At 55.9% G+C, this 24,792-nt stretch carries 26 protein-coding genes; 12 read left to right on the top strand and 14 right to left on the bottom strand.

The features are described from left to right. Positions 1-38: 38 nt before the first annotated feature. The 4 genes from G523_RS19950 to G523_RS0100600 all read right to left on the bottom strand — a co-directional run bounded on the left by G523_RS19950 (position 39) and on the right by G523_RS0100600 (position 4,837). The gene (locus tag G523_RS19950) at positions 39-683 is read right to left on the bottom strand and encodes a histidine phosphatase family protein (RefSeq protein ID WP_022693073.1); all 645 of its coding nucleotides are present in this window, start codon (positions 681-683) and stop codon (positions 39-41) included. After that, the gene (locus G523_RS17285) at positions 680-1,276 is read right to left on the bottom strand and encodes an NUDIX hydrolase (RefSeq protein WP_022693072.1); all 597 of its coding nucleotides are present in this window, start codon (positions 1,274-1,276) and stop codon (positions 680-682) included. The genes G523_RS19950 and G523_RS17285 overlap by 4 nt, the downstream gene beginning before the upstream one ends. 132 nt (positions 1,277-1,408) lie before the next feature. Beyond that, on the bottom strand, positions 1,409-2,356 hold the full coding sequence (locus G523_RS0100605) for a TraB/GumN family protein (protein ID WP_022693071.1): 948 nt from the start codon (positions 2,354-2,356) through the stop codon (positions 1,409-1,411). 156 nt (positions 2,357-2,512) lie between these two features. Next, positions 2,513-4,837: a S9 family peptidase gene (locus tag G523_RS0100600; RefSeq protein WP_233347245.1), complete on the bottom strand. Its 2,325-nt coding sequence runs from the start codon at positions 4,835-4,837 to the stop codon at positions 2,513-2,515. A 146-nt stretch (positions 4,838-4,983) separates the two neighbouring features. Here G523_RS0100600 and G523_RS0100595 point away from each other — a divergent pair, with 146 nt between their 5' ends. Continuing rightward, on the top strand, positions 4,984-5,433 hold the full coding sequence (locus G523_RS0100595) for a tetratricopeptide repeat protein (protein ID WP_022693069.1): 450 nt from the start codon (positions 4,984-4,986) through the stop codon (positions 5,431-5,433). A 38-nt stretch (positions 5,434-5,471) separates the two neighbouring features. On the opposite strand, the gene G523_RS0100590 is transcribed toward G523_RS0100595, so the two are convergent. The 3 genes from G523_RS0100590 to G523_RS0100580 all read right to left on the bottom strand — a co-directional run bounded on the left by G523_RS0100590 (position 5,472) and on the right by G523_RS0100580 (position 8,293). After that, positions 5,472-6,218 carry a hypothetical protein gene (locus G523_RS0100590; RefSeq protein ID WP_022693068.1) on the bottom strand — a complete coding sequence of 249 codons (747 nt, stop codon included), beginning with the start codon at positions 6,216-6,218 and terminating at the stop codon, positions 5,472-5,474. Beyond that, positions 6,208-7,470 carry a cytochrome b/b6 domain-containing protein gene (locus G523_RS0100585; protein WP_022693067.1) on the bottom strand — a complete coding sequence of 421 codons (1,263 nt, stop codon included), beginning with the start codon at positions 7,468-7,470 and terminating at the stop codon, positions 6,208-6,210. Before G523_RS0100585 ends, G523_RS0100590 begins: the two co-directional genes overlap by 11 nt. An 85-nt stretch (positions 7,471-7,555) precedes the next feature. Further along, positions 7,556-8,293, bottom strand: coding sequence for a hypothetical protein (locus G523_RS0100580; protein WP_022693066.1), 738 nt, complete (start codon positions 8,291-8,293; stop codon positions 7,556-7,558). A gap of 96 nt (positions 8,294-8,389) precedes the next feature. Here G523_RS0100580 and ettA point away from each other — a divergent pair, with 96 nt between their 5' ends. From ettA to G523_RS0100560, 4 genes are all read left to right on the top strand, one after another. Beyond that, a complete protein-coding gene (gene ettA, locus G523_RS0100575; RefSeq protein WP_022693065.1) occupies positions 8,390-10,057 on the top strand; it encodes an energy-dependent translational throttle protein EttA in 1,668 nt (555 codons plus the stop codon). A gap of 2 nt (positions 10,058-10,059) precedes the next feature. Then, positions 10,060-10,314, top strand: coding sequence for a hypothetical protein (locus G523_RS0100570; protein ID WP_022693064.1), 255 nt, complete (start codon positions 10,060-10,062; stop codon positions 10,312-10,314). Positions 10,315-10,422: 108 nt separating this feature from the next. Next, positions 10,423-10,947 (top strand): DsrE family protein, encoded by a 525-nt coding sequence (locus G523_RS0100565; RefSeq protein WP_022693063.1) that lies wholly within the window; start codon positions 10,423-10,425, stop codon positions 10,945-10,947. Between the two features lie 56 nt (positions 10,948-11,003). Beyond that, positions 11,004-11,357, top strand: a complete 354-nt coding sequence (locus G523_RS0100560; RefSeq protein ID WP_027441327.1) for a thiol-disulfide oxidoreductase DCC family protein — start codon at positions 11,004-11,006, stop codon at positions 11,355-11,357. Between the two features lie 3 nt (positions 11,358-11,360). On the opposite strand, the gene G523_RS0100555 is transcribed toward G523_RS0100560, so the two are convergent. The 3 genes from G523_RS0100555 to G523_RS19945 all read right to left on the bottom strand — a co-directional run bounded on the left by G523_RS0100555 (position 11,361) and on the right by G523_RS19945 (position 13,361). Then, a complete protein-coding gene (locus G523_RS0100555) occupies positions 11,361-12,359 on the bottom strand; it encodes a TIGR00341 family protein (RefSeq protein ID WP_022693061.1) in 999 nt (332 codons plus the stop codon). A gap of 6 nt (positions 12,360-12,365) precedes the next feature. Continuing rightward, positions 12,366-12,683 (bottom strand): hypothetical protein, encoded by a 318-nt coding sequence (locus G523_RS0100550; RefSeq protein WP_022693060.1) that lies wholly within the window; start codon positions 12,681-12,683, stop codon positions 12,366-12,368. 102 nt (positions 12,684-12,785) lie between these two features. Beyond that, positions 12,786-13,361, bottom strand: coding sequence for a hypothetical protein (locus G523_RS19945; protein ID WP_022693059.1), 576 nt, complete (start codon positions 13,359-13,361; stop codon positions 12,786-12,788). Positions 13,362-13,584: 223 nt separating this feature from the next. Between G523_RS19945 and G523_RS0100540 the strand changes: the two genes are divergently transcribed. Beyond that, complete coding sequence (locus G523_RS0100540; protein ID WP_022693058.1) at positions 13,585-13,779, top strand: hypothetical protein; 195 nt, start codon at positions 13,585-13,587, stop codon at positions 13,777-13,779. A 2-nt stretch (positions 13,780-13,781) separates the two neighbouring features. On the opposite strand, the gene G523_RS0100535 is transcribed toward G523_RS0100540, so the two are convergent. After that, complete coding sequence (locus G523_RS0100535) at positions 13,782-14,294, bottom strand: DinB family protein (RefSeq protein WP_022693057.1); 513 nt, start codon at positions 14,292-14,294, stop codon at positions 13,782-13,784. A gap of 492 nt (positions 14,295-14,786) precedes the next feature. Between G523_RS0100535 and G523_RS0100530 the strand changes: the two genes are divergently transcribed. From G523_RS0100530 to G523_RS0100520, 3 genes are all read left to right on the top strand, one after another. Further along, a complete protein-coding gene (locus tag G523_RS0100530; protein ID WP_022693056.1) occupies positions 14,787-15,677 on the top strand; it encodes a hypothetical protein in 891 nt (296 codons plus the stop codon). A gap of 74 nt (positions 15,678-15,751) precedes the next feature. Continuing rightward, entirely contained in the window at positions 15,752-17,389 is a 1,638-nt protein-coding gene (locus G523_RS17275) for an amidase (RefSeq protein WP_022693055.1), read from the top strand. Positions 17,390-17,480: 91 nt separating this feature from the next. After that, entirely contained in the window at positions 17,481-18,368 is an 888-nt protein-coding gene (locus G523_RS0100520; protein ID WP_022693054.1) for a 2-dehydropantoate 2-reductase, read from the top strand. Positions 18,369-18,418: 50 nt separating this feature from the next. Here the strand turns inward: G523_RS0100520 and G523_RS0100515 are convergent, their stop codons facing one another. Continuing rightward, positions 18,419-19,396 carry an NAD(P)H-dependent flavin oxidoreductase gene (locus G523_RS0100515; protein WP_022693053.1) on the bottom strand — a complete coding sequence of 326 codons (978 nt, stop codon included), beginning with the start codon at positions 19,394-19,396 and terminating at the stop codon, positions 18,419-18,421. Between the two features lie 230 nt (positions 19,397-19,626). On the opposite strand from G523_RS0100515, the gene G523_RS0100510 reads away from it, so the two are divergent. Next, the gene (locus tag G523_RS0100510) at positions 19,627-21,279 is read left to right on the top strand and encodes an AbgT family transporter (protein WP_022693052.1); all 1,653 of its coding nucleotides are present in this window, start codon (positions 19,627-19,629) and stop codon (positions 21,277-21,279) included. A gap of 64 nt (positions 21,280-21,343) precedes the next feature. Here the strand turns inward: G523_RS0100510 and G523_RS0100505 are convergent, their stop codons facing one another. Together G523_RS0100505 and G523_RS0100500 are read right to left on the bottom strand one after the other, a co-directional pair. Then, positions 21,344-22,027, bottom strand: a complete 684-nt coding sequence (locus G523_RS0100505; protein ID WP_022693051.1) for an MlaC/ttg2D family ABC transporter substrate-binding protein — start codon at positions 22,025-22,027, stop codon at positions 21,344-21,346. Positions 22,028-22,047: 20 nt separating this feature from the next. Continuing rightward, a complete protein-coding gene (locus G523_RS0100500; protein ID WP_022693050.1) occupies positions 22,048-22,785 on the bottom strand; it encodes an MlaA family lipoprotein in 738 nt (245 codons plus the stop codon). 218 nt (positions 22,786-23,003) lie between these two features. Here G523_RS0100500 and G523_RS20770 point away from each other — a divergent pair, with 218 nt between their 5' ends. Next, complete coding sequence (locus tag G523_RS20770; protein ID WP_022693049.1) at positions 23,004-23,960, top strand: ArsR/SmtB family transcription factor; 957 nt, start codon at positions 23,004-23,006, stop codon at positions 23,958-23,960. 48 nt (positions 23,961-24,008) lie between these two features. Continuing rightward, a complete protein-coding gene (locus G523_RS20765; protein WP_022693048.1) occupies positions 24,009-24,779 on the top strand; it encodes a methylenetetrahydrofolate reductase in 771 nt (256 codons plus the stop codon). Positions 24,780-24,792: the final 13 nt, after the last annotated feature.

The raw sequence follows: 24,792 nt of genomic DNA, 5'->3' as shown, positions 1-24,792 counted from the left end.
AGTAAAGCCCGGCGATTGAGCCGGGCTTTTTCTTTGGTTCAGGCTACGCCCTGTTCGCCAAGAGGCAAACCAGCCTTCGGGCCAATGCCGCCTACGAAATGATCTATGACCGTTTCGCCGCCCGACTGACGCACGCGAATAACTGTATCATTGGTCTGCTTCACGGCCAGAACATCCGCCTGAGACAGGCCTGCAAGGCGGCTGACCATGACGCGAATGATGAAGCCGTGTGCAAGCACAGCGACGGTCTCGGCGGTCACCTTTGATGCGTCCTCGAAGAAGCTATCCGCGCGGACTTCAAGATCGACGAAGTTCTCACCGTTTGGTGGGCGGTAATTATACCGGTCTTCAACCCATTTGGCCCATTCGTCAGGGCGTTCTTTGGCGATGTCCGCATAGAGCATTCCGGACCAGTCGCCGGAGCTCCACTCTTTCAGCCGGTCATCGAAATTTGGGTTGGCCGCGAGTGGTACATGCTTTGAGATGATCTCCGCAGTCTGGCGCACACGCACCTGGGGGGACGCCCAGATATGCTCGATAGGCAGCGTGGCGAGCCAGCTGCCGTTTACGTCTGCATGGCCTTTGCCATTCTCGTTGAGATTGGACTCCCACTGGCCCTGCATACGCTTTTCAGCGTTCCAGTCTGTCTCGCCATGGCGAACGAAATACCAGGTGCGATTCATGCGCTCACGGGCCTTTTCTCAGGATATTTCGCAAAATAACGTTCTGCATAATGAAGCGCCGCTGCGTGGTGGCACTGGTTAGGCGTAATGCCCTCAAAATTCAGATAATCCTCGTATTTCATAGTGAGGACTTCGATCTCTTCGGTCGCATCAAGGTTTTGCTCGGCGACCTTTTTCGCGCCGAATGCGAGGAAGAAGTGCACCTGATTGTTCTGGGTCGCCCAGTTGGAGTAAGCCTGTCCGGTTTTTACCCATTCAGCGGCTTCGTAGCCGGTTTCTTCCAGCAGTTCACGCTGCGCGACTGAGAGGTAATCCGTCTCGCCTTCTTCGGCGCTGCCAGCAGGCAGGCCCAACGTGATGGACTGGCAGCCATGGCGGTATTCGCGAATGACGATCAGTTCGCCATCCTCAGTGAAGGCCAGAATGGCCGCCCATTCCTTGTATTCAATAATGTGGAAATCCGGAATGACTGCGCCGTTCGCCAGTTCGACTGTATCGGTACGAACGCCAAGCCATTTGTCTTTATAGGTCTGGCGCGATGATAGAATTTTCCAGGGCTTCATGTCCGGTCCTTTGATCCACCAGACTGTCATTCCTTACACTGCGATGCGGTGCAAGGTGTGCGCCCTGAAAAATCCCGAAATGGCGTCTCTATGCAACGCGAAGGTGCGCAAAACCGCCCGGATATACAGTCCGGACGGTTCGCGCTGAAACACACGATGGGATTAGTGGCGAGAGGCTGAAATTCCGCGATCTTCCAGCATTTCAAACAGGCTGTCCGGCCCCACAAGGTGACCACCACCGACGGCGATGAGGTGAACGCCCTCGCCAGCCAGCATGTCTTCGATCTGCTCTGCCCAGTCGGCATTGCGGCCGGCCACCATCCGGTCATATGGCAGAGGCGAGAGCGCGGAGTCTTCGTCTTCGGCCCAGGCGGTGAAGAGCGCTTCCATGCCTTCAACCTCGCCATTTGCCCAGCCCTCAAAGGCGGACGTGGCCAAAGTCACCATCTCTGCGGTTTCTTCATCAGAGACGCGCAGAAGATCACGCAGCGCCTGTTCCTGATCTTCATCCGGAATGCCTGCGAAGAACTGGATTTGTTGTTCCAGCGTTTCAAACCCGTGAACGCTGTCGCCTTGCTCAATGGCCATACGGACAAGTTGAACATCAATGCCCTGTTCCGGGTCGTATCCGGCCTCGGAAAGCGGTGCCATACCAACAGCCTGCAGCACGACCCATGGCTTCATATACTCCATACCTGCACGCGCCTGTGCTGGCATATCTGCCCGTTCCATAGCGGCGTTGAGGAGTTCCAGTTCTTCAGCGGTAAGGCGGGAGGAGAGGGGTGCATCGACCGACAGGGCATATTGCATCATCAGGGGCGCGGCTTCGGCCTGCATGTCGGCCATCGAGCCGGTCATTGGGATTTCGAGCCAGATTTCGGTGGCTTCGTCGAGCGCTGCATTCAGCTTTTCTCCGTGCCATTCGGTGCCTTCCGGAAGCATGTGAACCGTGCCGGTCACGTAGATGGTGGAGTCGGCATCCTCGATCACCCAGATCGGTACTTCGGCTTGTGCCGGCGCTGCGAGGAATGCGGCCGCAGCCAGTTCGATAGAGGCAACGGCCAGTGCGGCGCCGAGCTTGGGGAAATTTGCTTTCAAACACGAGAGCATGACATGTGTCCTTTTCTTTGAGTAAAGCGAACTTGTCATCGTTGTGCCGAAAGGTCAAGCGTGCTTGTCAAAAAATAACGCAAGCTTGTCATATTGCTCAAAGAAAAAGCCCTCTCCGGTGGGAGAGGGCTTTGTTTCAATTGCTGTTTTGAAAGCTTACTCGGCCGCTTCCGGCATAAGGTGGCGGTTCAGGAACTGCATGCGCGTACGCATGAGGTGCGTACCGAGCGCCTCACCGCGAATGCCGTGACGCTGGCCTGGATAGGTCATCAGGTCGAACACCAGACCGCGCTGTTGCATTTCCGCCATCAGACGGGTGGTGTTGTCGAAGGTGACGTTGTCGTCTGCCATGCCGTGCATAAGGAGAAGCGGCGTCAGCTCACCTTCCCAATTGTCGAGATGGTAGAACACAGATGACTGGTCATAGCCGTCTGCATTGTTCTGCGGCGTGCGCATGTAGCGCTCTGTGTAGAACGTGTCATAGAGCGACCAGTCGGTGACCGGCGCGCCAGATGCGGCCGCTGCGAATGTGCCAGGCTCGGCCTGCAGCATAGTCATCAGGGTCATATAGCCACCATAGCTCCAGCCCTGAATGGCAATGCGATCAGGGTCTACAAATGGCTGTTCTTTCAACCATTCGACACCCACCAGTTGGTCGCGCACTTCAGGCACGCCTGTCAGCTGGAAGATCACGTCTTCAAATCGCTTGCTGCGATAGTATGAGCCCCGGTTATCAAGGCGGAACACGATAAAGCCCTGTTGTGCATAGAACTGATCGCTCATGCGCTCCCAGTTGCGGTTCACGGTCTGAACGTGTGGACCGCCATAAACTTCGACGAGAACCGGATATTGCTGGCTCGGATCGAAATCAGGTGGCGTCTGGATCGAGTAGTGAAGTGTCTGACCATCATCGGCTTCCAATGTGCCGTATTCTGGAACGGTATGGTTTGCCAGATACGGATAGTATGGATGGTCTTCGTCGAGGCGGTTCTCTTCAACCCATGTGATCAGCGTGCCGTCTGCATAGTAGAGACCCGTCTGCGGTGGCTGGGTTGGTGAGGACGATGTGCCGACAAAGCTCTGCCCATCCGGTGCCATTGTGATGGACCAGCTTTTGCCCGCTTCGGTGATACGCTCATAATGGGCGCACTCAACGCGCGTGCGCGGCGTTTCAGGCGAACGGTCAATGCAAGGTGAGCCCGGTATCCACTCAGCGCCCATTTCTGCGACCTCTTCATCAGAAGGCGGTAGCTGCACACGGTAGAGATGCGTTTCCAGCGGCGTGTCGAAATTGGCCGTGAAGTATAGGCGACCGCCATTGCGATTCAGCGCAGAGAAGCCGCGTACGACGCCGTCTTCCGTCTGAAGCATTGGTGCGGCGCCGTCACGTGTGACGATCACCGGCATACGATAGCCTGTTGCTTCCGTCGTCGTCAGGATTTCGAGATCACCCTGCCGGTGAATATTGCCCGGCGTGGAGCTCAGCGTGATGAAGTCGTTTGAGAGGTTTACCCAGTTCGGCTGGGTCTCTTCATAGAATGGTTCCTGTGAGAACAGGGTGGATGGCCAGTGCTGTGTCCAGCGAATGACAGTCTGGTCTCGGTTCACAGACTGAACGACCAGAGCTTCGCCGGCCCAGTTTACCCGGGCAAGATACTGATCTGTCGCCGGGCCCCAGTCATCTTTGCGCCAGTTGGCGTCAAGAGTCTGACTGGTCTCCAGGCTGAAGACTTTCAGATCGACAATGGCGTTCGGGCGGCCTGCGCGCGGATAGCGCTGGTTGATCACCGTCACTTCGTCCGCAGCAATGTCAAAGCGCGGAATGATGTCCACAGTGCTTTCATCAACGCGGGTGAAAGCGACGTATTTTTCGTCTGGGCTCCACCAGTAACCGGTATAGCGGCTCATCTCTTCCTGAGCGACGAATTCAGCAACACCATAAGAGATTGCGTTATCAGGATCTGCGTCAGGCGTGATCTGCTTTTCCTCACCGGTCGCCAGATCAATGATGAACACAGCGCCGTCGCGAATGAAGCTGACGAAATTACCTTGCGGAGAGACTTTAGCGTCATACTCGAAGGCATCGGTGTCGGTGAGCTGGCGTGCTTCAACGTCATCGCCATTGAGCGTGATCAGGTGAAGGTCGCCGCCAATCGGTACGAGGATCGTATTCGCGGTGCCCCAGTCATAAGAGACGATACCGCGCTGGCCCGCGATACGGCGGCGCTCACGAAGCGCGATTTCCTCTTCAGAGAGCTGAACTTCTTCCGGCTCAAGGATCTGAGAATCGACCAGAAGGCTCTGTTCGCCGGTTTCGACATCGAACTGCCAGAGGTCATAGCGTGACGCATCGGTCTCGCGGGCTTTCAGGAAGGTCACGCGGGAGCCGTCCGGAGAGAACTGGACACCGCGCGGGCTTGGTCCGGAAAGGGAAGGCGACGCGTAGAGACGCTCAATCGTCAGACGAGGTGATTCGGTCATTTGGTCCGTAGAGCTGGTTTGAGAGAGGGCCGGGCTGCTCAGAGAGGCAGCAATCCCCAGAAAAAAGGTGGGCAGAAGAGAAAGTTTGTTCATGGAACCCGTTTTAGCGTTGTTTTCGACTGTGTCATCGTCACACTATAGAAATTATGAGCGACGCAAATGCCCTTTATGAGACCGCGCGCCGGATTGCTTCAGTGGCGGAAAGCCATGAAGAAGCCTGCACGGCGTCGGGGCTCATGCATCAGGCCGCTGAACTGGGACACGGTCCAGCCGCAGGTGCCTACGCGAATATGTTGATGAGCGGCTTTGGTTGCGATCAGGATATTGAAAAAGCCATCCACTACTGGACACGCGCTGCCCTTGATGGCGCAGATGCAGACAGTGCTTTCAGGCTTGGCCTTATCTGCCGTGACGGACAGATCGCGCATGAAGATATGCCGCTGGCTTTGGCCTGGTTCCTCATCGCGCGTGATCTCGGTTGCGATGTCGTGCTGCCGGATATTGATGAAGTGCAGTACCAGATGAACGAAGGTGAGGCGGCGGACGCCTATCTTCGTTACGACGAGCTGCGCGCAAGCTGCGAAGCGCTTCGATAAAAGTCAAAGCGAGCAGCGGGTGATGGCTCGTCTGACTTTTAACGGCCCAATCCCATGACACTGCCGGCGATGATGCTGGCGAGCATGACGCACAGTGAGTTCGAGATGATGGCCGTGAGATTGGAGGTCGTCGCGTAAAGGGCGCTTTTTATGATCTTGCCGCTGCGCTTCTCGCTGACCACGCCGCCTCTCATGACGGTGACGAAATCTATCAGAAACGTCAGCGCGATGAGCGCCAGCGAGAATTCGGTCTGTTGCTGCACTGTCATGAGCGTCATCAGCGGCAACGCAAACAATGTGAATGTTGCGTTTGGCAGCATGGCCAGCATGTAAAGCCGGACGCGAACAATCGTGTTTGTGCCTTTGCCCCAGACCCGCAGCAAGCTACCTGCGATCGCCTGCGTCAGCATGAAGCTGAATGGAAACAGGAGCAGGAAATAATCGATGATATGCTCGGTAAACGCGTTGCGTTCTTCTTGTGTCCCGAACTCTTCAAGGGCTGCAACCTGTCCGTCTACCAGAGCGTGGATGGAACTGTCTGCGCCCGCCCATAAAAAGCGGGTCGCTGTCATCACGGCGAGAAGTGAGAACAATAGCCGGATCGAAGGCGTGTAGCTTCGGTCTATCCAGTCCGGCGAGCGTGCTGCCTTATATCCAACTCCAGGTGAGGCAAACATCACCCACAGGGTTTTCAGACCTCTCAGATTGAGACCGAATACATCTTCAAAAAGATCGTCGCCGCCGACTTTGTGTGATTTTACCTGACTGTTTGTGTCATCTGACACGATCTGCCCCCACCTGTATGGATACAGTTACAGATGTGTTTTCAGGTTGTGCGTCGCCAATGTCAAAGTCTGCGCGGTCGAATTCCACAAGACCTGTTGCCAGCGCGTGATTCTCTTCCAGTGCCACGCTGAATGTGAGCGTTACGGGCGCAGTGATATCACGCAGTGTAAGATCGCCGGTGGCTTCGAATTCAAACTCGCCTGTGCGTGTGATATTTCTGGACACAAAGTGTGCCTGCGGGAAGCGCGGTGTGTTCAGCCAGCCGGCTGCGGTGGCCTGCATGCGAACATTGCTGTCATCGCTCTCAAGGCTACGCGTGCCGATCAGCACGTCGATATAATCGTCCGGCTGTGGTTCATCGAGGTTCAGCTCGATCGCGCCCTGAACATCATCCATACGGGCAATGCGCGGTGCGCCGTTCGCGAAGGCTGTGACCTCGATGAAGGTTTCTTCTTCGATGATCGTCCATGCATTGGGGCCCGTCGCGACAGCGGGCACAAGAAGGCCTTCATTGTCAGTCGCGGTCTCTGTTGCTGCTGGTTCGGCAGGTTCTGTCGCGTCTGCTTCCGGTTCGGTGGATGTTGTCTCCGCGGCAGCCTGGTCCTGGCCTTCTTCCTCGTGGCCGCCCTGATAGCTCACCATGGAATAAGCAACGCCGCCGCCCATAACGGCTGCAAATAGAAGCGCCAGAAGCGGACCAAAGCCGCGACCGGCCATGCGTTGCATGATGTTATCGCGTGAGATGAAATAGTGTTTCGCCGCCGCGCCGACATGCAGAACAAACAGGCCAAGCGTCGCAAACGCAAAGAATTCATGGAAGCCGGAGAAGAGCTCAGCCAGCCCCTCATCAACCGGCACGGGCAGGTGAGGCACCGGGACAGTGAAGAACAGCTTGGTCGGGATATCCAGCGGGCTGGCAGACACGTAAATCCAGCCAATCACCGGCACGCCAATCATCAGCACATAGAAGGCGATATGGGTGATCTTACTGATCACCTTCTCCCAGACCGGCATGCCGATTGGTGTTGGTGGGGCGCGGTAAGCAACGCGCCAGAACAGGCGGAAGATCGACAGGATCAGTACAACAAAGCCGAAGCTCTTATGGAGCTGGAAGGCGTTGAACTGGAAGTCTTCAGAGAAGCCCTCATGCGTCATCAGCCAGCCGCCGATGAAATTGCCCAGAATGAGAAACGCAATCACCCAGTGGAGGAAGCGGGCAACGCTATTATATCTCGAAGTGTCTGCGTACATGTGACCTGTCCGATTTGTATTTGCCGAGATATGGCAGCTTCAACTCATATTACCAGCCGTCATCGCGTCACACCGTGTGAAATGATCAGCCTGTAAGCGTGGCGAATTTGAGAGATACAAACAAACTCGCAATGGCAAATCCACCTGTGTTTGCAACAAGTGATGCCACCAATGCCGTCAGGCCCAGAAGGCACGATTTAAACAAGCGGGTTAAACGGCCGCTTCCTGCGACTGCGCCGCGATAGCTGGTCAGCACATCCAGAAGGTAGGTCACGACGAACATCAGCACCGTGTAATGCCAATAAAATGTCAGTGGGATCATCGACAAAAGCGGCAACATGATCAGCGTGACGAGTGTGCTGGGCGTGATTGCCAGAAAGTAAAACCGGATGCGTAAGGTCGTCTTTGTTCCGGTTCCCCAGATATGAAGGCTGAGTGCAGCGAGTATCTGAGCGAGCATGAAGGTGAACGGGAACATGAGTAGGAAAGCGCTCATGATCTCGTTTCGGATCAGATCTGCTATGGCCGGGTCGTTGATTGCAGGCGACGCCATCAACTGGTCAAACGTCGACTGGCTCATATAGCTGTCAGGACCGGCCCAGAGAAAACGGATAGCTGCAATTACAGCCAGGATAGAGAATACGAGACGAATTGAGGGCGTGTAGCTTCCACCTGACCAATCGGCGCTTCGCGATGCTTCGAAAACAGTTTTTGGTTGTGTGAAAAGGTGACTGACTGTTTTGATCCCCCTCACGCTCAGACCAAACATATCCTCAGAGAGGTCGTGAACACCAAGAGGTGTGTTTCCTTGCGTGCTGGGCATTGTTTCTCCTCAATCGCAGTCGCGTATTGAATTCATCGATTAACTCAGGCAAAACGCAGCCTTTGAAATTCTTGGAATTCAGAGAGCACGCAGTCAATGGCATCTTACCAGTATATCTACCAGCTTCAGGGCTTGTCCAAAACTTATCCGGGCGGCAAGAAGGTGTTCGAGAATATCCACCTGTCATTCCTTCCGGACGCCAAAATCGGCGTCGTCGGTGTGAACGGTTCTGGTAAGTCTTCGCTCCTGCGCATCATGGCGCAGCAGGATACAGAATTTAACGGCGAAGCGCGCGCTGCAGATGGCATCAAAATCGGCTATCTGCCGCAGGAGCCGCAGCTCGACCCGAACAAATCCGTGTTCGAGAACATTGCTGCCGAATGCCCTGAGAAGCAGCTCTTCGACAAATACAACGAAGTCTCCATGAAAATGGCGGAAGACTATTCCGACGAGCTCATGGAAGAGATGACTGCCTTGCAGGAGCAGATCGACGCCGCTGACGCATGGGATATCGATTCCAAAATCCGCATGTCCATGGACGCGCTGCGCTGCCCGGATGAAGATGCTGACGTAACAAAGCTTTCGGGTGGTGAGATCCGCCGTGTGGCGATTGTTCGTCTGCTGCTCTCCAAGCCTGACATGATCATCATGGACGAACCGACCAACCACCTTGATGCTGAAACGGTTGCGTGGCTCCAGAACTATCTGGTCAACTTCACAGGCTGTGTGATCCTTGTAACCCACGACCGTTACTTCCTCGATCAGGTGACAGGCTGGATTCTCGAGCTCGACCGTGGTCGCGGCATTCCATATGAAGGTAACTACTCAGCTTGGGTTGAGAAGAAAGCCAAGCGTATGGAGCAGGAAGCGCGCGAAGAAGCCTCCAAGAAGCGTACGCTCTCTAAAGAACTCGAATGGGTCCGTTCCGGCGCGAAAGCCCGTCAGGCAAAATCCAAAGCCCGTATTTCCCGCTATGAGGAAATGGCATCCAAAGCGGAGCAGGAGAAGGTCTCTACAGCTCAGATCCGCATCCCGCCTGGTCCGCGTCTTGGCGGCGTGGTTCTGGAAGTGGATCACCTCACCAAAGGGTTTGGCGAGCGCCTCTTGATTGACGATCTCTCCTTCAAACTGCCTCCGGGCGGTATTGTCGGCGTCATCGGCCCGAACGGCGCGGGTAAGTCTACGCTGTTCCGCATGATTATCGGTCAGGAAACACCTGATGACGGTTCGCTGCGTGTGGGTGACACGGTGAAGCTCGGCTATGTTGACCAGTCCCGTGACGCGCTCGACCCGAAAGCAACTGTCTGGCAGGAAATATCCGGCGGCACGGATGTGATCGACCTTGGCGGCGTTGAAGTGAACTCACGCGCCTATGTTGGCGCGTTTAACTTCAAAGGCTCTGACCAGCAAAAACCGGTCGGTATTCTTTCCGGTGGTGAGCGTAACCGCGTCCACCTCGCGAAAATGCTGAAATCCGGCGCCAACCTGCTCCTCCTCGACGAACCGACCAACGACCTCGACGTGGAAACCCTGCAGGCGCTTGAGGAAGGTCTTGAGAACTTCCCGGGCTGCGCTGTGGTCATCTCGCACGACCGTTGGTTCCTTGACCGCATGTGTACGCACATTCTGGCCTTTGAGGGCGACAGCCATGTTGAATGGTTCGAAGGTGACTTCTCGTCTTACATTGAAGACAAGAAACGCCGTCTTGGTGCCGAGGCTGTTGAGCCGAAGCGTCCGAAGTTCAAGAAGTTCTCCCGGGATTAATCTTGTTAGAGCAACGCATTCAGAAAGTCGTTCCGGTCTACGTGCTGCCGCCTGAAGACGGCGAAGGCGTCGCGGTCGGAGCAGACTTCTGGTTGGATATTGATTTTATGGGCAAGACCGCGACGCGTATTGTTACGGTCATGTCTGGAGAAAACATCAAAGTTCCCTCAGCTGAGTGGGATGAGTTCGTCGAGACGCACCGCCACAGCGCCATCGTTAAAGGTGAATCCATGATGGGGCGCGAGTATTGGGGGTGATGCTCCAGGTCCGAAAATGCCCGTGCAGACGGGCATCTGCCGACATGTCTCGACGCTCTTTCAAAACAGGCCTAACCTTCCCGTATCTTGATATTGTGGAGGTCTCCCATGCGCGCAGTTCTGGTTCCATGTCTTATGGGTGCGAGCTTCGCGCTGACGGCTCACGCTGGGCCTGAGGACTTCGTGCCGGGCACGGTTATTACCGGCTTTGGTGATGTCGCCGCGGTAGAAGATGCGCGCCTTGGCGCTGAGACCGAATTTCACATTGCTTACGATATCGCGCAGGCCGCAGGCGAGGGCGAAGTGAGCCGTGCGCTCGTTACGCCAGCGCGTTTCCTCAACATGCATGTCGCCGCAGGTGTGCCGGAAGAGAATATCCATCTGGCCGTCGTTGTGCATGGCGGGGCGTATCGCGATCTTCTGAACGCAGAAAGCTATGGGGCAGACAACCCGAACGCGCCTCTGATCGGGCAGCTCATCGCGCATGGGGTAACCATCGAGCTGTGTGGGCAGACCGCCGCCTACCGCGATGTGAACGAAGACGACCTTCTGCCGGGCATCACCATTTCGCTCTCCGCGATGACGTCCCATGCGCTCCTGCAGCAGCAGGGCTACACGCTGAACCCGTTCTAAGCTCTGCGTAAACATGTCCAATGGTTTTTGAGGATGAATGCCCCAGATATAGAGGTATGAACCAGCTGACGGTCTTCTATGATGGCGCATGTCCGCTCTGCCGGCGCGAGATTTCATTCCTGCGCCGTATGGACAAGCATGAGCGTGTGGCGTTCGAAGATGTCTCGCCGCCCGATGCTGCTGACTATTGCCCGATACCTCAGAAGAAACTGCTCGCGCGGTTTCATGTGCGCGACACAGACGGGCGTATGATTGATGGCGCAGAGGCCTTCACGCGGCTCTATTCTGAATTTCCGGGCTTTGGATGGGTGCGCCCGATCGGCCGGTTTGGACCAAGTCGGTGGCTGCTGAACCGGCTCTACGATGTGTTCTTATTCATCAGGCCCGGCATTCAACGCCTGTTCCGCTGACGCTCAGGTTAGAACCATAACAATCAGCACAATCAGGCCAGCAAGCAGCGTGCCCCAGACGGCGAGATTGATCTGCCGTGACCGCGTTGCCGAGCGTCGCTCCAGCCAGGTACGCGGGCGAATGCCCCGCAGCGCAAAAACCAGAAGGCTCGCAATATTCACGCAGATAATATTGGTCGCGAGCAGAATGCCAGCGCGCGCCGACAGCGTGAACTCGCCAGCGCCCAGATAAACGGCCATAGCGACAGATGGCGGCAGAAGGGCGACAGCGACCATCACGCCGACAAGCGTTGATGAGAGGCCCCGTGTGACAGAAAGCGCCGCCGCTCCGCCTGAAGCGAGCGCCAGCGCAACGCTATCCAGCCCTATATTCGTCCGCTCAATCAGCTCGGTGCTATCGAAGTCCACTTCGATCAGAAAGCCGATCAGAAAGGCGGTGGCAAAGCCAAGAGCGAGACCTGCCAGAGCCGTCTTGGATGATTTGAGCATCAGCTCTGCATCGCCAATGGCCGAGCCAAAAGAGAACGCCAGCAGCGGGCCGAGGAGGGGCGCGATGACCATGGCGCCGATCACAACAGCGATATTGCTGGCATTCATGCCGATGGCGGCAACAATCGCAGAGAGGAATGTCAGAACCAGAAAGCTGGAGTCGATCTTCGCGCCTTCTGCGACGTCCTGATAAATCTCTTCGCGCAGGGCGACTTCGCGCGACTTTTCTTTGGTTTCCGTGTCCGGCTCGGGCGAAATTTCCGTCGTGTCGGATTTCGGCGTGATGCAGGCCTCGACCGGCACAATAACAAGCCGCCATTTCTTGAACGGTGAAAGCCTGCCCTGAAGGGCGTCGACCAGTTTCTGGCCATCGCTGTCGGGCAGGACGACGCGTGCGTCGATTTGCTGATCGTTTGCGTCAATCACCGACCAGTCCAGCTGTTCCCACTCTTCGAGAATACTGGCGACCGATTCCCTCGCTTCGGGAGGGTAAGACACGAACATCATGCGCATGCTGGATTAGCCGGCTTTAGCTTCCGATTTGAACAGCTGGCCGAAGCACCAGGCGATAATTTCAATGATGGCGCGTGAGATCAGCGTCATCAGAATACCGAAAATCGTGTTCTCGTTGACCAGTGTCCGGTAGAGGATAAGCGCCTGATCATCCAGCATTGGCGGCGTCCGCAGCTGGTCGTTCAAAAGCTCGATCCAGTCCTGAAAGCCGCGAACCCAGCCCGGTTCAAAAGCAAATGCGAGTACGAGGATAACGATGACGAGGGCGAAACTTGCAACAAGCTTTGCCGATGCACGGGTCATGGACCCCAGAAGTGAAAACATGTTCTCAGACCCCTCCTGAAACAATTAACGGTATTGAACACGAGGAATGGGGTCCGGTCCATCTGTTTGGCTGGATTGGGGTTTTGAGCGTAGCGAACTCGCCTATTGAGCGTCTCGTGCGGTGTAGCTGCTATGACAGGTGACGCAGTTCTGCAGCGTGTCGGCAAAGGCGCGTTGAATATCCTGCATCTCAGCGGTGTCTGACATGGCCGCTATCTCTTCAAAGCTGATGCGTGTGCCGCGGCCAAGTGTGTGGAAAGGTGCCGGCATGCTCGCCATCATGCCACCCATGCCTTGTCCCTGATGCATACCCTGTCCGCCGCCATGGCCCATGCCGCGTCCCATGCCATTGCCTTGGCCATGGCCGCGTCCCTGACCCATCTGGCCATTCATGCGACCAGGACGCCCCATGGATGACGCAGCCTGCGCGATGGCGGCGCGGTCTTCTTCGGCGAGCGCAGAGGTGAGCGCCTGAACGCCAGTGATGAACATCCGCATTTCTTCGCGCACATGGGTGCGCTGCGCAGGTGTCAGATAGAGGATCTCGCGACCATCATCTGCGATGGCTGGCTGTTCCTGCGCCGTGTCAGCCTGTCCGGCTGCGGGCATGGATGCCAAGGCGATCGCGCAGGCAGACAATGCGGCAAGGCTGGCGGGCAGGACAGATTTTAGGCGCATGGAGAACGTTCCTCATTTTATTATGATATTCTTATATTAAGGCGTCTACGCTGTTCTGGCCATCAGTTTCGCCTGCGCAATATTGACGCTGAAACGAGGCGAGCCAGAAATCACCTTTTTGCCGCCCGAGAGGGTTAACACACTGTTAACTAAATAAGTATTTGAAACTAAAGGGCTGGCGGGGCGTCTGTAATGTACTAGTTCAGACGAAAGGAGATCCGTTATGCCAGATACAACACCCGCATCTGCAATGTTCGCGACCAGCCTCGCGCGGTCGATCTCGCCTCGTGGTAGTGAAGGCCGCGACAGCGCTTTATCACGCCTGATGCTCCAGCATCGAAAATTGCGTAGCGCACCTCTGGCAGAGGTGATCGAGTTTGCTTCTGAACAGAATACCCGGCGGACGCGCGAGCAGTAAAATTACCCGACACAAACCTCGCGCGGGGTTGTCGGGTTATAGCCGAATTCGGCGGCCGGCATATTGATGCCGAGGCAGGAGTTTATATAGCCGAGTGCGGCAAAATGGTGGATGGCGTGGCTGTGCGCCTGAACGAGCAGAGCACCGAGCGTATATTTACAGGTGACAGCACCAAGGCCGAGATCATCGGTCACATCGATGAGGCGTTCCAGATCCGCGCTGCGCAAATCATTGAGGCCGCTCAGAACCTGCTCCAGATATTCATGGCAGACATCGCGGTGGGTTTCGACCTTCACGTTACGCGAACGGGCCGTCAAATCGACCTTGCCTGCATCCAGTCCGGTAAGAATACAATCGAAGATATCCAGAATATGGCGCATATGGCAGCCAATGCTGGAGTGATATGGTGGAACAGTTTTGTCGTTGAACTGATCATCGGAGATAAATCCGATCAGATCGGCTCCGAGATTCAAATTCTTATCGATCGCATCAAACATGCAAGCCTGACCCGGCATACGTTACTCCTGTTCCGTCATCGCCAGCATATTCATTCTGCTCGCTAAAGAAACCGTGTGTCTGATCACTTCCGCGGGTTTTTTCGTGATATCGCGTGTGTATTCCGCGAGCCGCACAATTTTACAGCGGTTCGCGAGGGGCGTACAGGGCGGATGCAGTCTGGAGAATGACGTCTGATTCTATCTATTATTCCTTTTTGGAATACAGGCCTTCAAGTATTATTCCAATAAAGATGGAAAGTGTTGCGCGCCTAATCTGAGAGCTTGTCCGGTATATTGGCGTATTTCTTGCCTTGAATTCACATGTATTGAGTTTTTTGTCTTTCCTTGGAACATATCTTCTGGTTAATCAGTATTAAGGATAGCGTGAGACCAGCGGTGAAAGCCGGTTTCCATGGTTCAAAGAGCCGGAAAATTCAGACGGGGCCACAGAGCCTGCACGCTAACGAATGAATACAGGATCGCCAAAGTAGCGGTTCAAGGGAGGAATTATTGGTTAAATCCATTCTCGCCGCAGGTGCGGTACTGTCCGGACTTTTCTCATTTCCGGCACTGGCTCAGTCTGAAGAGCTGGTCTCCCCACGTGATTTTCGTAACGCCATCATCCAGTCCATGCAGGAAACAAGCGAGGACACGCTGTGCTTTGTACGTATCTCCGACGAAGCATTCCGCGCTGGCCCGTCTGCTGATAACTGTGATTATCAGGCATATACCAACGTTGCTTACGAGCAGTATGAGCTTGCGCCTGAAACACTGGACGAGATTGTTGACGAGCAGGCGCAGCGTTATGTCTCTCTCATTGAGGCTGGCGTCGACATGGAGAACTTCTCCGAGCGCCTCGTCGTTCAGCTGCGTTCGCGCGCTTATGTCCGCAACGCCAACCTCACTAGTGAATCAGGTCTGGTAGTAGAGCCGTTCACAGGTGACCTGGTTGCTGTCCTGATGCTGGACAGCCCACAGACGCTCGCAGCCGTTTCTAATGACCAGCTGGCATCTCAAGGTGTTACGCGCGCGCAGGCTTTCGAGCTTGCGATTGGTAACACGCGCGACCTCATGGGTGACGTACGCGCTGATGATTATCGCCGCATTCACTTCACATCATCTTCCAACGGTCTCATCTCGGGTCAGATCTGGCTGCCGGAAATGTGCAATGCGCAAAGCGAAGACGCAGCCTACTTCCTTTATGACCGCAACGGTCTGATGTCTGTCGAAATGGACGATGCGCTGGGTGTCTCAAATCTACTGGCGATTGCCAACGGATTTGCACTTCAGGGTGAAGGCGTGAGCAATTCTGTCGTGCGTTGCTCGGGCGGCGAATGGTCTACCCTCTGGCCTGCTGCTTCTGCAGACAGTTCTGCCTTTAATCCGTACGTTACCGGTTAATTCTTCTGTTTCGCGCTTGCCTCTTTTTCAGGGGCAGCGCAGTCTCCGTCCCGTAAATTCAGGGAGCGGAACTGATGATCAGAAAACACCTTACTGCCTTGAGTGCAGCGGCAATTCTTGCGGCTGCATGTGGCACGGACACGACGCCTGCGGCAGATGAAACAACGCCGGAAACGCCGCCGGTCATGACCGACTATACAGCTCTTACACTGCCTGAACTCGCCGAAGTGCTCGAAGCAGGCAATGTGACATCTGAAATGCTGGTCACCGCTTATCTTCAGCGCATTGAAGCGATCGACGAGAACGGCCCGGCCATCAATGCTGTGCTGTCCATCAATCCGGATGCCATCGAGCAGGCCCGCGCGATTGATGCGCGCCGTGCGGCTGGCGAAGAGGTCGGCATTCTGGCGGGTGTGCCGGTTCTCCTGAAAGACAATATCGACACCGCGGACAATATCCCAACGACAGCAGGCTCACTCGCGCTGGCGCAAAACTATGCGGAAGTAGATGCGCCACTGGTTGAAGGGCTTCGCGGCGCTGGCGCGATTATTCTTGGCAAAACCAATCTCTCTGAATGGGCAAACTTCCGCTCTAACGGCTCGCTTTCGGGTTGGTCCGGTGTTGGTGGTCATACGCGCAATCCGCACGTGCTGAACCGCCAGACCTGTGGTTCCAGTGCCGGTTCAGGCGCGGCCATGGCAGCGATGCTGGCAGCGGGCACAGTTGGTACTGAAACGAACGGCTCCATTATCTGCCCATCTCAAGGCAATGGCGTGGTCGGTTTCAAGCCGACTGTTGGCCTCGTTTCTCAGGCGGGCATTGTGCCGATTTCATCCTCACAGGATACAGCCGGTCCGATGACGCGCACTGTCGAAGGCGCAGCCATGATGCTGACAGCCATGGCGACAGGCGAGGGCGCAACAGACTATGTGTCTGCGCTCAGTGATACATCACTTGAAGGCGTGCGCATCGGCGTTCTGCGCTATTCCGTGTCAGACCAGCCGGGCATGGCGGATACCTTCAACGCGGCGCTTGAAGTTCTGGAAGCTCAGGGCGCTGAGCTTGTCGAAATCGAAGCCTTCGAATCCCAGATCGAGAATTTCGGCCAGAAGGCGTTCACCGTTCTCGTTCATGAATTCAAGACGACGCTCAACGAGTATCTGGAAGGCACGCCTGAAGCGGTCGAGAGCCGCAGGCTGACCGATCTGATCGCCTTCAATGAAGCCAATGCCGAAACAGAGCTTTCCATCTTCGGGCAGGATCTGTTCACCATTGCGGACGCAACGAATGGCATTGAAGATGAAGCCTATGTCACGGCCTCTGCTGACGTTCTGCGTGGCACACGCGAGCTAGGTCTCGATCTTCTGTTGTCTGATTATGGCGTTGATGTTCTGGTCTCGCCAAGCGGTCCGATCATGCCGGTTGCCGTGCCGACTGAGCCGGACGTCTGGCCGTCATGGTCTGGTGCAGGCGGTCTGGCGGCTGTCGCGGGCTATCCGCATCTAACCGTACCTATGGGCACAATCGGTGACGTGCCGGTGGGTATCTCCTTCATGGGCACAGCCGGTCAGGACGCGCAAATCCTGTCCTTCGGTTATGACTATGAGCAGGCAAGCATGATGCGCGCTGACCCTCAATTCCTTGAAAGCTCTGATGCGCCAACACCGGACCGCGGCGGCGAGGAAGAGGCTGAAGAAGCTGGCGAAGAATAATTCGACCAGTCATCTGCGAATTTTAAGAGCGCCGGGTTGCAACACACCCGGCGCTGTCTTTTTGTGGGCACCGAATTGAGAGGAAAAAATCATGGCGAAGATTGCAGTTGTCGGGCCGGGCGCGCTTGGTGGAACGCTGGCCGCATGGCTCGCAAATGATGCCCGCCATGACGTTACGCTGTGCGCACGAACCGGCTTTGACCGTCTCATCGCTGAAACGCCCGAAGGGGTTCTGAACGTCTCGCTTACGGTTCTGACTGATCCGGTAAAGGCAACGCCGGTCGACTGGGTGTTCGTGGCGGTAAAGACCTATGATTCTGCGGCTACTCTGCCCTGGCTTGAAAAGCTGGCAGGCGAAGGGACACGCATTGCGGTCGTCCAGAACGGTGTTGAGCATGTTGCCCGTTTCAATGAGCTGATGCCGGGCCGTGAGATTGTGCCGGTTGTCGTCGATCTGCCTGCTGGCCGCAAAGCGCCGGGGCATGTCTTGCAGAACGCCATTGGCTGGATTGTGGTGCCGGATGGTCCGCATGGTGCAGATTTTGTTGACCTGTTTGCCGATGCGCCGATGGATGTGCAGGCGGTCTCCAACTGGACTTCGCGCGCGTGGCAGAAGCTATGCCTAAACTGCGTGGGCGCGTTCTCTACCCTGACCATGCGGTCCACTGGGCCCGTCTGGAATGAAGATGTCGAACGCATGCTGCGCGGGCTCGTGACAGAGTGCGCTGAGGTCGGGCGCGCAGAAGGCGCAGACATTCCTGACGAACTGGTTGAAGGCCTGATCGAGCGGGAACGAAACTCAGCGGAAGGCGTCGGCAACTCGCTCTATACAGACCGGCTCAATGGCCGCCCGATGGAGATTGATGCCCGCAATGGGGTAATTGTGCGCCTTGGCGCGAAGCATGGCATTCCAACACCAATGAACCAGCTATTCGTGACCCTGCTGAACGCGTCCGGTAGCCCGTGGGCTACAAAATGAAAGCAGTCTCGGCTGGCGGGTATATGCGCCAGCCGAAACCTGAATAAGGCTTAGCCTTTAAGCATGCCGCCCATGCGCTGGGTGATGATCTCTTCAGCCTGCGCCATGATGCGGTCGATCAGTTCCTGACAGGTCGGGATGTCGTTGATCAGGCCTGCAACCATGCCGCAAGACCATGCACCTGCATCCATATCGCCTTCTTTCATGATGCGCGGATAAACGCCGGCAACTTCAGCTGCGATGTCTTCAAACTTCAGGTCAGAACCGAGTTCTTTCTCTTTCACGAGAAGACGCTCAACAGCATCGTTCGTCAGAACGCGCTCTGTGTTGCGAAGCGGACGCATCACCAGACGCGTGTCGAGCTCTGAGGCTGCGAGGATTGCCTGCTTCACGTTCTCGTGGACCGGCGCTTCTTTCGTCGCGATGAAGCGTGTGCCCATATTCATGCCTTCAGCGCCAAACGCGAGAGACGCAACGAGCGAACGACCGTCAGCCTGACCACCAGAAGATACGAATGGAATTTCCAGCTCGTCTGCTGCGCGTGGCAGAAGGATGAAGTTCGGAACGTCGTCTTCGCCCGGGTGACCGCCGCACTCAAAGCCGTCAACAGACACAGCATCACAGCCAATGGACTGAGCTTTCAGCGCGTGGCGCACAGCAGTACATTTGTGGATGACCTTCACGCCTGCGTCTTTCAGGTAAGGCAGAACGGCAGACGGGTTGTTGCCAGCTGTTTCAACAGCTTTCACGCCGCTATCGATAACCGTTTTGACGATTGCCGGATAATCAGGTGCGTTGAGGGATGGCAGGAAGGTGATGTTCACGCCAAACGGCTTGTCCGTCATGTCCTTGCAGCGTGCGATTTCGTTCGCCAGAGCTTCTGGAGATGGCTGTGTCAGCGCGGTGATGATGCCAAGGCCGCCAGCGTTAGATACAGCTGCCGCCATTTCAGCGAGGCCCACATGGTGCATGCCGCCCTGAATGATCGGATGTTCGATGCCGAATAGTTCGGTGATCCGTGTCTTCATGATGTTTATCTCCCTCGATCCGAGTATTTATGGCGTGAGTTTTAGCCTTCAGATTTCTCTCTGTCGCCCCTTAACCAAGGGGAAGGCCAGTAATTTTTTTGAAGTCGGGGTTTATTCTTCGCGGGCATTTATCCGATTACCGCGCTAGGTTTTATCACGTGTAAGGATTGCGCCCGGGCGTGTGACGCGCTCTATTCCGGGTTTGGAATTTGTCTGGGGAGTAGTGAGACATGAGCGACGTGCCTGAAACACAGGATCACGCGAAAGGATTTCTCGGTTTTGTCGAGAGAGCGGGCAACAAACTGCCCGATCCGGTTTTTATATTTTTGTTCCTTCTGGTCGTACTGGTCATCATTTCGGTGATTGCGAGTCTGACAGGTTTGACGGCAACGTTGTCAGATCAGGTTCTGGGCGGCATGTCCGATGCAAACAAGGCGCGCTTTGCCATTGGTGCAGATGGCGTGATCCCAGCCATCAGCCTGCTGTCGCCGGATAATATCCAGCGTCTCTGGACCGAGATGCCAGCAACCTTCACTCACTTCCATCCGCTCGGCTATGTGCTCGTCGTCATGTTGGGCGCTGGTGTGGCAGAACGTACAGGCTTGTTTGGTGACGCAATGCGTGCGGCGGTTCGCGGCGCGCCGAAATTTCTGCTGACGCCAGTAGTGGCCTTCGTCGCCATGGCGGGCAATCACGCCGCCGATGCCGCATATGTTGTGCTCATTCCGCTCGCAGGCATTCTTTTTGCCTCTGCCGGGCGTCATCCTATTGCGGGTATCGCGGCTGCCTTTGCGGGTGTGTCCGGCGGTTTTTCGGCAAACTTTGCACCGGGTCAGCTCGATGCGCTGCTCTACGGTATCACCCTCGAAGCGGCTGAGATTCTGGTGCCGGATTATCAGGTGAACATTGCGGGCAACTGGTATTTCATTGCAGCGATGATGGTGATTTTTGTACCGGTTATCTGGTTTGTCACAGACAAGATCATTGAACCTAAGCTTGGTGCGTGGCAGGGCGTTGATGGCTCAACTGAAGACGATGCCGACAAGCCGCTCAATGAGGATCAGAAGAAAGGCCTGATGTGGGCCGGTATTGCCGTACTTGGCGTGTTTGCGCTCTGGACGTTCTTCGTCATCGGGCCGGGTACGCCGCTCTACATCACCGATGCAGAATACATTGCTCAGGGCCTGACTGCGGATGAGGCCGCGGCGAAAGAATGGTTTGAACGGTGTGGACCGTTGTTCAACTCGCTGGTTGCGGCATTCCTTGTGCTGTTCCTTGCTGCGGGTGTGGCTTATGGCGTTTGCGCCAAGACCATCAAATCAGGTGATGATCTGGTTGGCATGATGGCTGATGCGATGAAAGACATGGGGTACTATCTCGTTCTGGCATTTGCAGCGGCGCACTTTGTGGCAATGTTCGGCTGGTCTAATCTGGGTCTGATCTCTGCGGTTCATGGCGCGGCAGCCATTGAAAGTGCCAATCTGCATCCGGCGCTCATTCTGGGCCTGATTGTTCTGTTTACCGGCTTGATCAATCTGTTCGTCGGATCGGCCAGTGCGAAATGGGCGCTTCTTGCCCCGGTGATGGTGCCGATGCTCATGCTTGCAGGTATCTCTCCTGATGCTTCGACAGCGGCCTATCGTGTGGGCGACTCGGCTACGAACATCATCACGCCTCTGATGGTCTACTTCCCTCTCATCCTGATCTTCGCGCAGCGCTGGAAAAAGGATTTCGGTATTGGATCACTCACCGCCATTATGATCCCGTATTCGATCTGGATCCTGATTTCGGGCCTCGCGCTGATGATCGTTTGGGTCGCGCTTGGAATTGACCTCGGGCCGGGCGCTCCGGTTGGCTATGAGCTGCCTGCTGCGGGTGGCTGAATTTAAAAGAAAAGCCCCGCCAGTCTGGCGGGGCTTTTTTTATTCGGGAGGAAAGGCTGCGGTCTTATCGGCCAGCCTGAACCGAAGAAGCGCCGGTGACTTCGCCAGCGTCAGTACGCTGCGCCAGTGCGCGGGCTTCAAGACGTGCCGTCATCTCATTGATCGTGCGGATCAGTTCGGAAGATGAACCGTTAGAGCGGTCAAGCAGCGCCATGAACTGGGCGCGTTGTTCGATGGCCAGCCAGAGGAGGTTGCCATCAAGCTCGAGCGCAACGTCGACAACCTGATACTCACCATCGTCTGTGCTCAGCACCCGCCAGCGCACAGGCAGGTCACCTGTAGGACGACGCACAACGGTCTCAACGATAGAGTCGCGGTCGTTACGGTCGGTTGAACCGGTCACGACAATCTCTTCGCCGCGATACTTGTCCAGCTCGGCTTCATAGGTCGCCAGCGCGTAACGGGCATAGGCGTCGTAATACGCGTCGAATTCCTGATCACTGAACACGCGGGCATAGCGGCCGATCACGAAGCGGGACACGCGTTCCAGGTCAGTGAACTGGTTCATCAGGCCCTGAAACGCTTCACGGCGCTCAAGCGAGTCGAGCTCAGGATCGTTCAGCATAGAGAGCGCGTGGTTGGCGTTCTCACGCACATAATCTTCAGATGCCTGGTCTGCGAAAGCCGGAAGGCTGACGCTCAGGGCGAGGCTGGCAGCAACGGTCAGCGATTTAAACAGCGGTGTCATAGAAATATCCCTCCGACACTCTAGAAATCATCAAAATCGGGCAATTCTTCGTACGCATCTGGGTCAGATTGCCCATTTCTAATGGCGGCATCCCTCTGAGAGGTATGCGCACGTCGAAGTGCCACATAAGGTTCAGGCTGATCGCGCAGAGTTTCGATTTGTCCCTGTGCGCGAGAGCGAGCATTCAGGCCGTTGAGAATGGCAAGTCCGCTGCGAACCGCGAGCTCGTCATCATCATTGGTCGTGTAGTTCACGTAATTGGTGGGTGTTATCGCCCGATCAACTCCAAAACCGAGCAGATCACGCGGATTTGTAGAGCCGAGAAGTGGCAGCACCAGATATGGGCCGCTGTCTACACCCCAGACGGCAAGCGTCTGTCCGAAGTCTTCATCATGGGCTTCAACGCCGCGGAAACGGGCCATATCGAACAGCCCGCCAAGACCAACAGTGGAGTTCACAACAAAGCGGGCGCCGGTTTCTGTCGCGCCGTCGACATTGCCTTGCAGAAGTTCGTTCACGAAAGTGACCGGCTCGCCAAGGTTGGTGAAGAAGTCGCCAACGCGGTCACGACCCCAGCGCGGTGTGACAGCTGTATAGGCCTCTGAAGCCGGTTCCAGAACGGCTTCATCCAGCGCCAGATTAAAGCCCAGCATAGAGCGGTTGAAGCCTTCATACGGATCGCTGCGGGACGTTTCACCGGGTGCTGTTGCGCATGCCGCGAGGCTGCAGGCGAAGGCGAGTGCCAGAATAGGTTTCATGATGTCCCTCTTGTCTTCGCCAACGTCAGCGGCGCTATCCGTGTATTTGAAACGAGAAATTGGTTTATAATTTGTCGTTTCAAGTCACGGCTATGTGAGTTTCTAAAACGCCTTGCCTTATGTGCTTTTATCGCAACACGATAAAAGAGGTGCCTATAAACGCGCTTGACAACATCATATAAATATATGTTTATATGTTCTGAATAAACGAGAGCGTCATGGATTTAATCGAAGCCCTTCGCAGTATTGGTGAGCCGACACGCGTGCGCGTGCTGGCTTTGCTTGCGCATGGAGAGCTTGCGGTCGGGGAGCTCGTCGACATTCTGGCGATGAGTCAGCCGCGTCTCTCGCGCCATATGAAATTCCTGACGTCCGCGGGTCTTGTCGAGCGTCTGCCGGAAGGTGCGTGGGTGTTTTATCGTCTGCCAGCCGTAGGCAAAGGCCGCGAGCTTGTAGACGCTATTCTGCCATTCCTGCCTGCCGAACACCCTGAATACGTTCGTGATTTGGAGCGTCTCACGGTTGTGAAGCAGGCGCGTGCGCAGGCGGCTGAGGATTACTTTAACCGTCAGGCTGAGAGCTGGGACGATGTACGCGGTCAGCACTATCCAACCGAAGCTGTTGAAGCCGCGCTTCTGAAAGCTGCAGGCGATACGCCGGCGAAATTCATGGTCGATCTTGGTACAGGCACAGGTCGTATGCTCACCCTTTTTTCAGGCATGGCAGAGCGCGCGGAAGGCATCGACCTCAGTCACAAAATGCTGACCATCGCTCGATCTAACCTTGCCGAAAGCGGTGCTCAGAATGCCAGCGTGCGCCATGGTGACGTAACGGCACCGCCATTTGAGGATGGTGTAGCGGACCTCGTGATTATTCATCAGGTGCTCCATTATATGGACCGGCCCGAGCGCGTCATTTCTGAAGCCGCGCGCATTCTGAAGCCGGACGGACGCCTGCTTGTGGTGGATTTTGCGCCTCATAAGCACGAATTCCTACGCACCGAACACGAACACAGACGGCTTGGCCTGTCTGATGAAGAGATCACACGCTGGACCGGCGCGGCTGGCCTTGTGTCACTCGACCCGATCCGTTTCCAGTCGTCTGAGGAAGACGGCCTGACAGTCAACATATGGACCGCTGACAAGCGCTCTGAAACCGAGGAACAGGCAGCATGAGCCTGCAGCACGCACCAACGCCGTCTTGAACCGGTCCACCCGAAATTCGTGTCAGTGACCTATGGCGCGGGTGGCTCAACACGTGACCGCACGCACCGCACGGTGAAGCGCATGGTGGAAGAGACAAACCTCACGCCAGCGGCTCACCTGACCTGTGTGTCTGCGTCGAAAGACGAAGTCATGGGCGTTGTCGATGATTATCTTGATGCGGGTGTCCGCCACATCGTGGCTCTGCGCGGCGATCCGCCTGAGGGCATGGGCGCTAAGTTCACACCGCATCCGGAGGGCTTTCAGTCCAGCGTCGATCTGATCTCGGCTATCCGTCACTACCGTCCGGAGCTAGGTAAGCGTTTCGAGATTTCCGTGGCGGCTTATCCCGAGCCCCATCCAGATAGCCTTGGTCTGGCAAAAGATCTGGAGATCCTGAAAGCCAAGCAGGATGCAGGCGCAGACCGTGCCATCACCCAGTTCTTTTTCGAGCCGGACCACTATTTCGAGTTTCTCGATGCTGCGCGCGGCTATGGTATCGATATTCCGATTGTGCCGGGCATCATGCTGCAGCCGAACTTTAATGGCCTGAAACGCATTGCGACGCTTTGCGGTGCGACCCTGCCTGCATGGCTCCACGAGCTTTATGAAGGGCTGGAAGGCGACGCCGAACAGCGTGAGCTGATTACGGCGAATGTTGCAGCGGACCTGACGATGAAGCTGGCCGATCGCGGCGTGAAGGATTTTCACTTCTATACGCTGAATAAAGCTGGATTATCTCTCGCAACGTGTAGACTATTGGGCATCAAACCGGAGAAACAGGCGGCTTAAATAGCGCGGGGGA

It is taken from the genome of Ponticaulis koreensis DSM 19734 (assembly GCF_000420665.1).
In the GTDB taxonomy this organism is placed as follows: Bacteria; Pseudomonadota; Alphaproteobacteria; order Caulobacterales; family Hyphomonadaceae; genus Ponticaulis; species Ponticaulis koreensis.
Note: the sequence above shows the minus strand (reverse complement) of the source record. Positions and strands in the feature narration are given on the sequence as shown.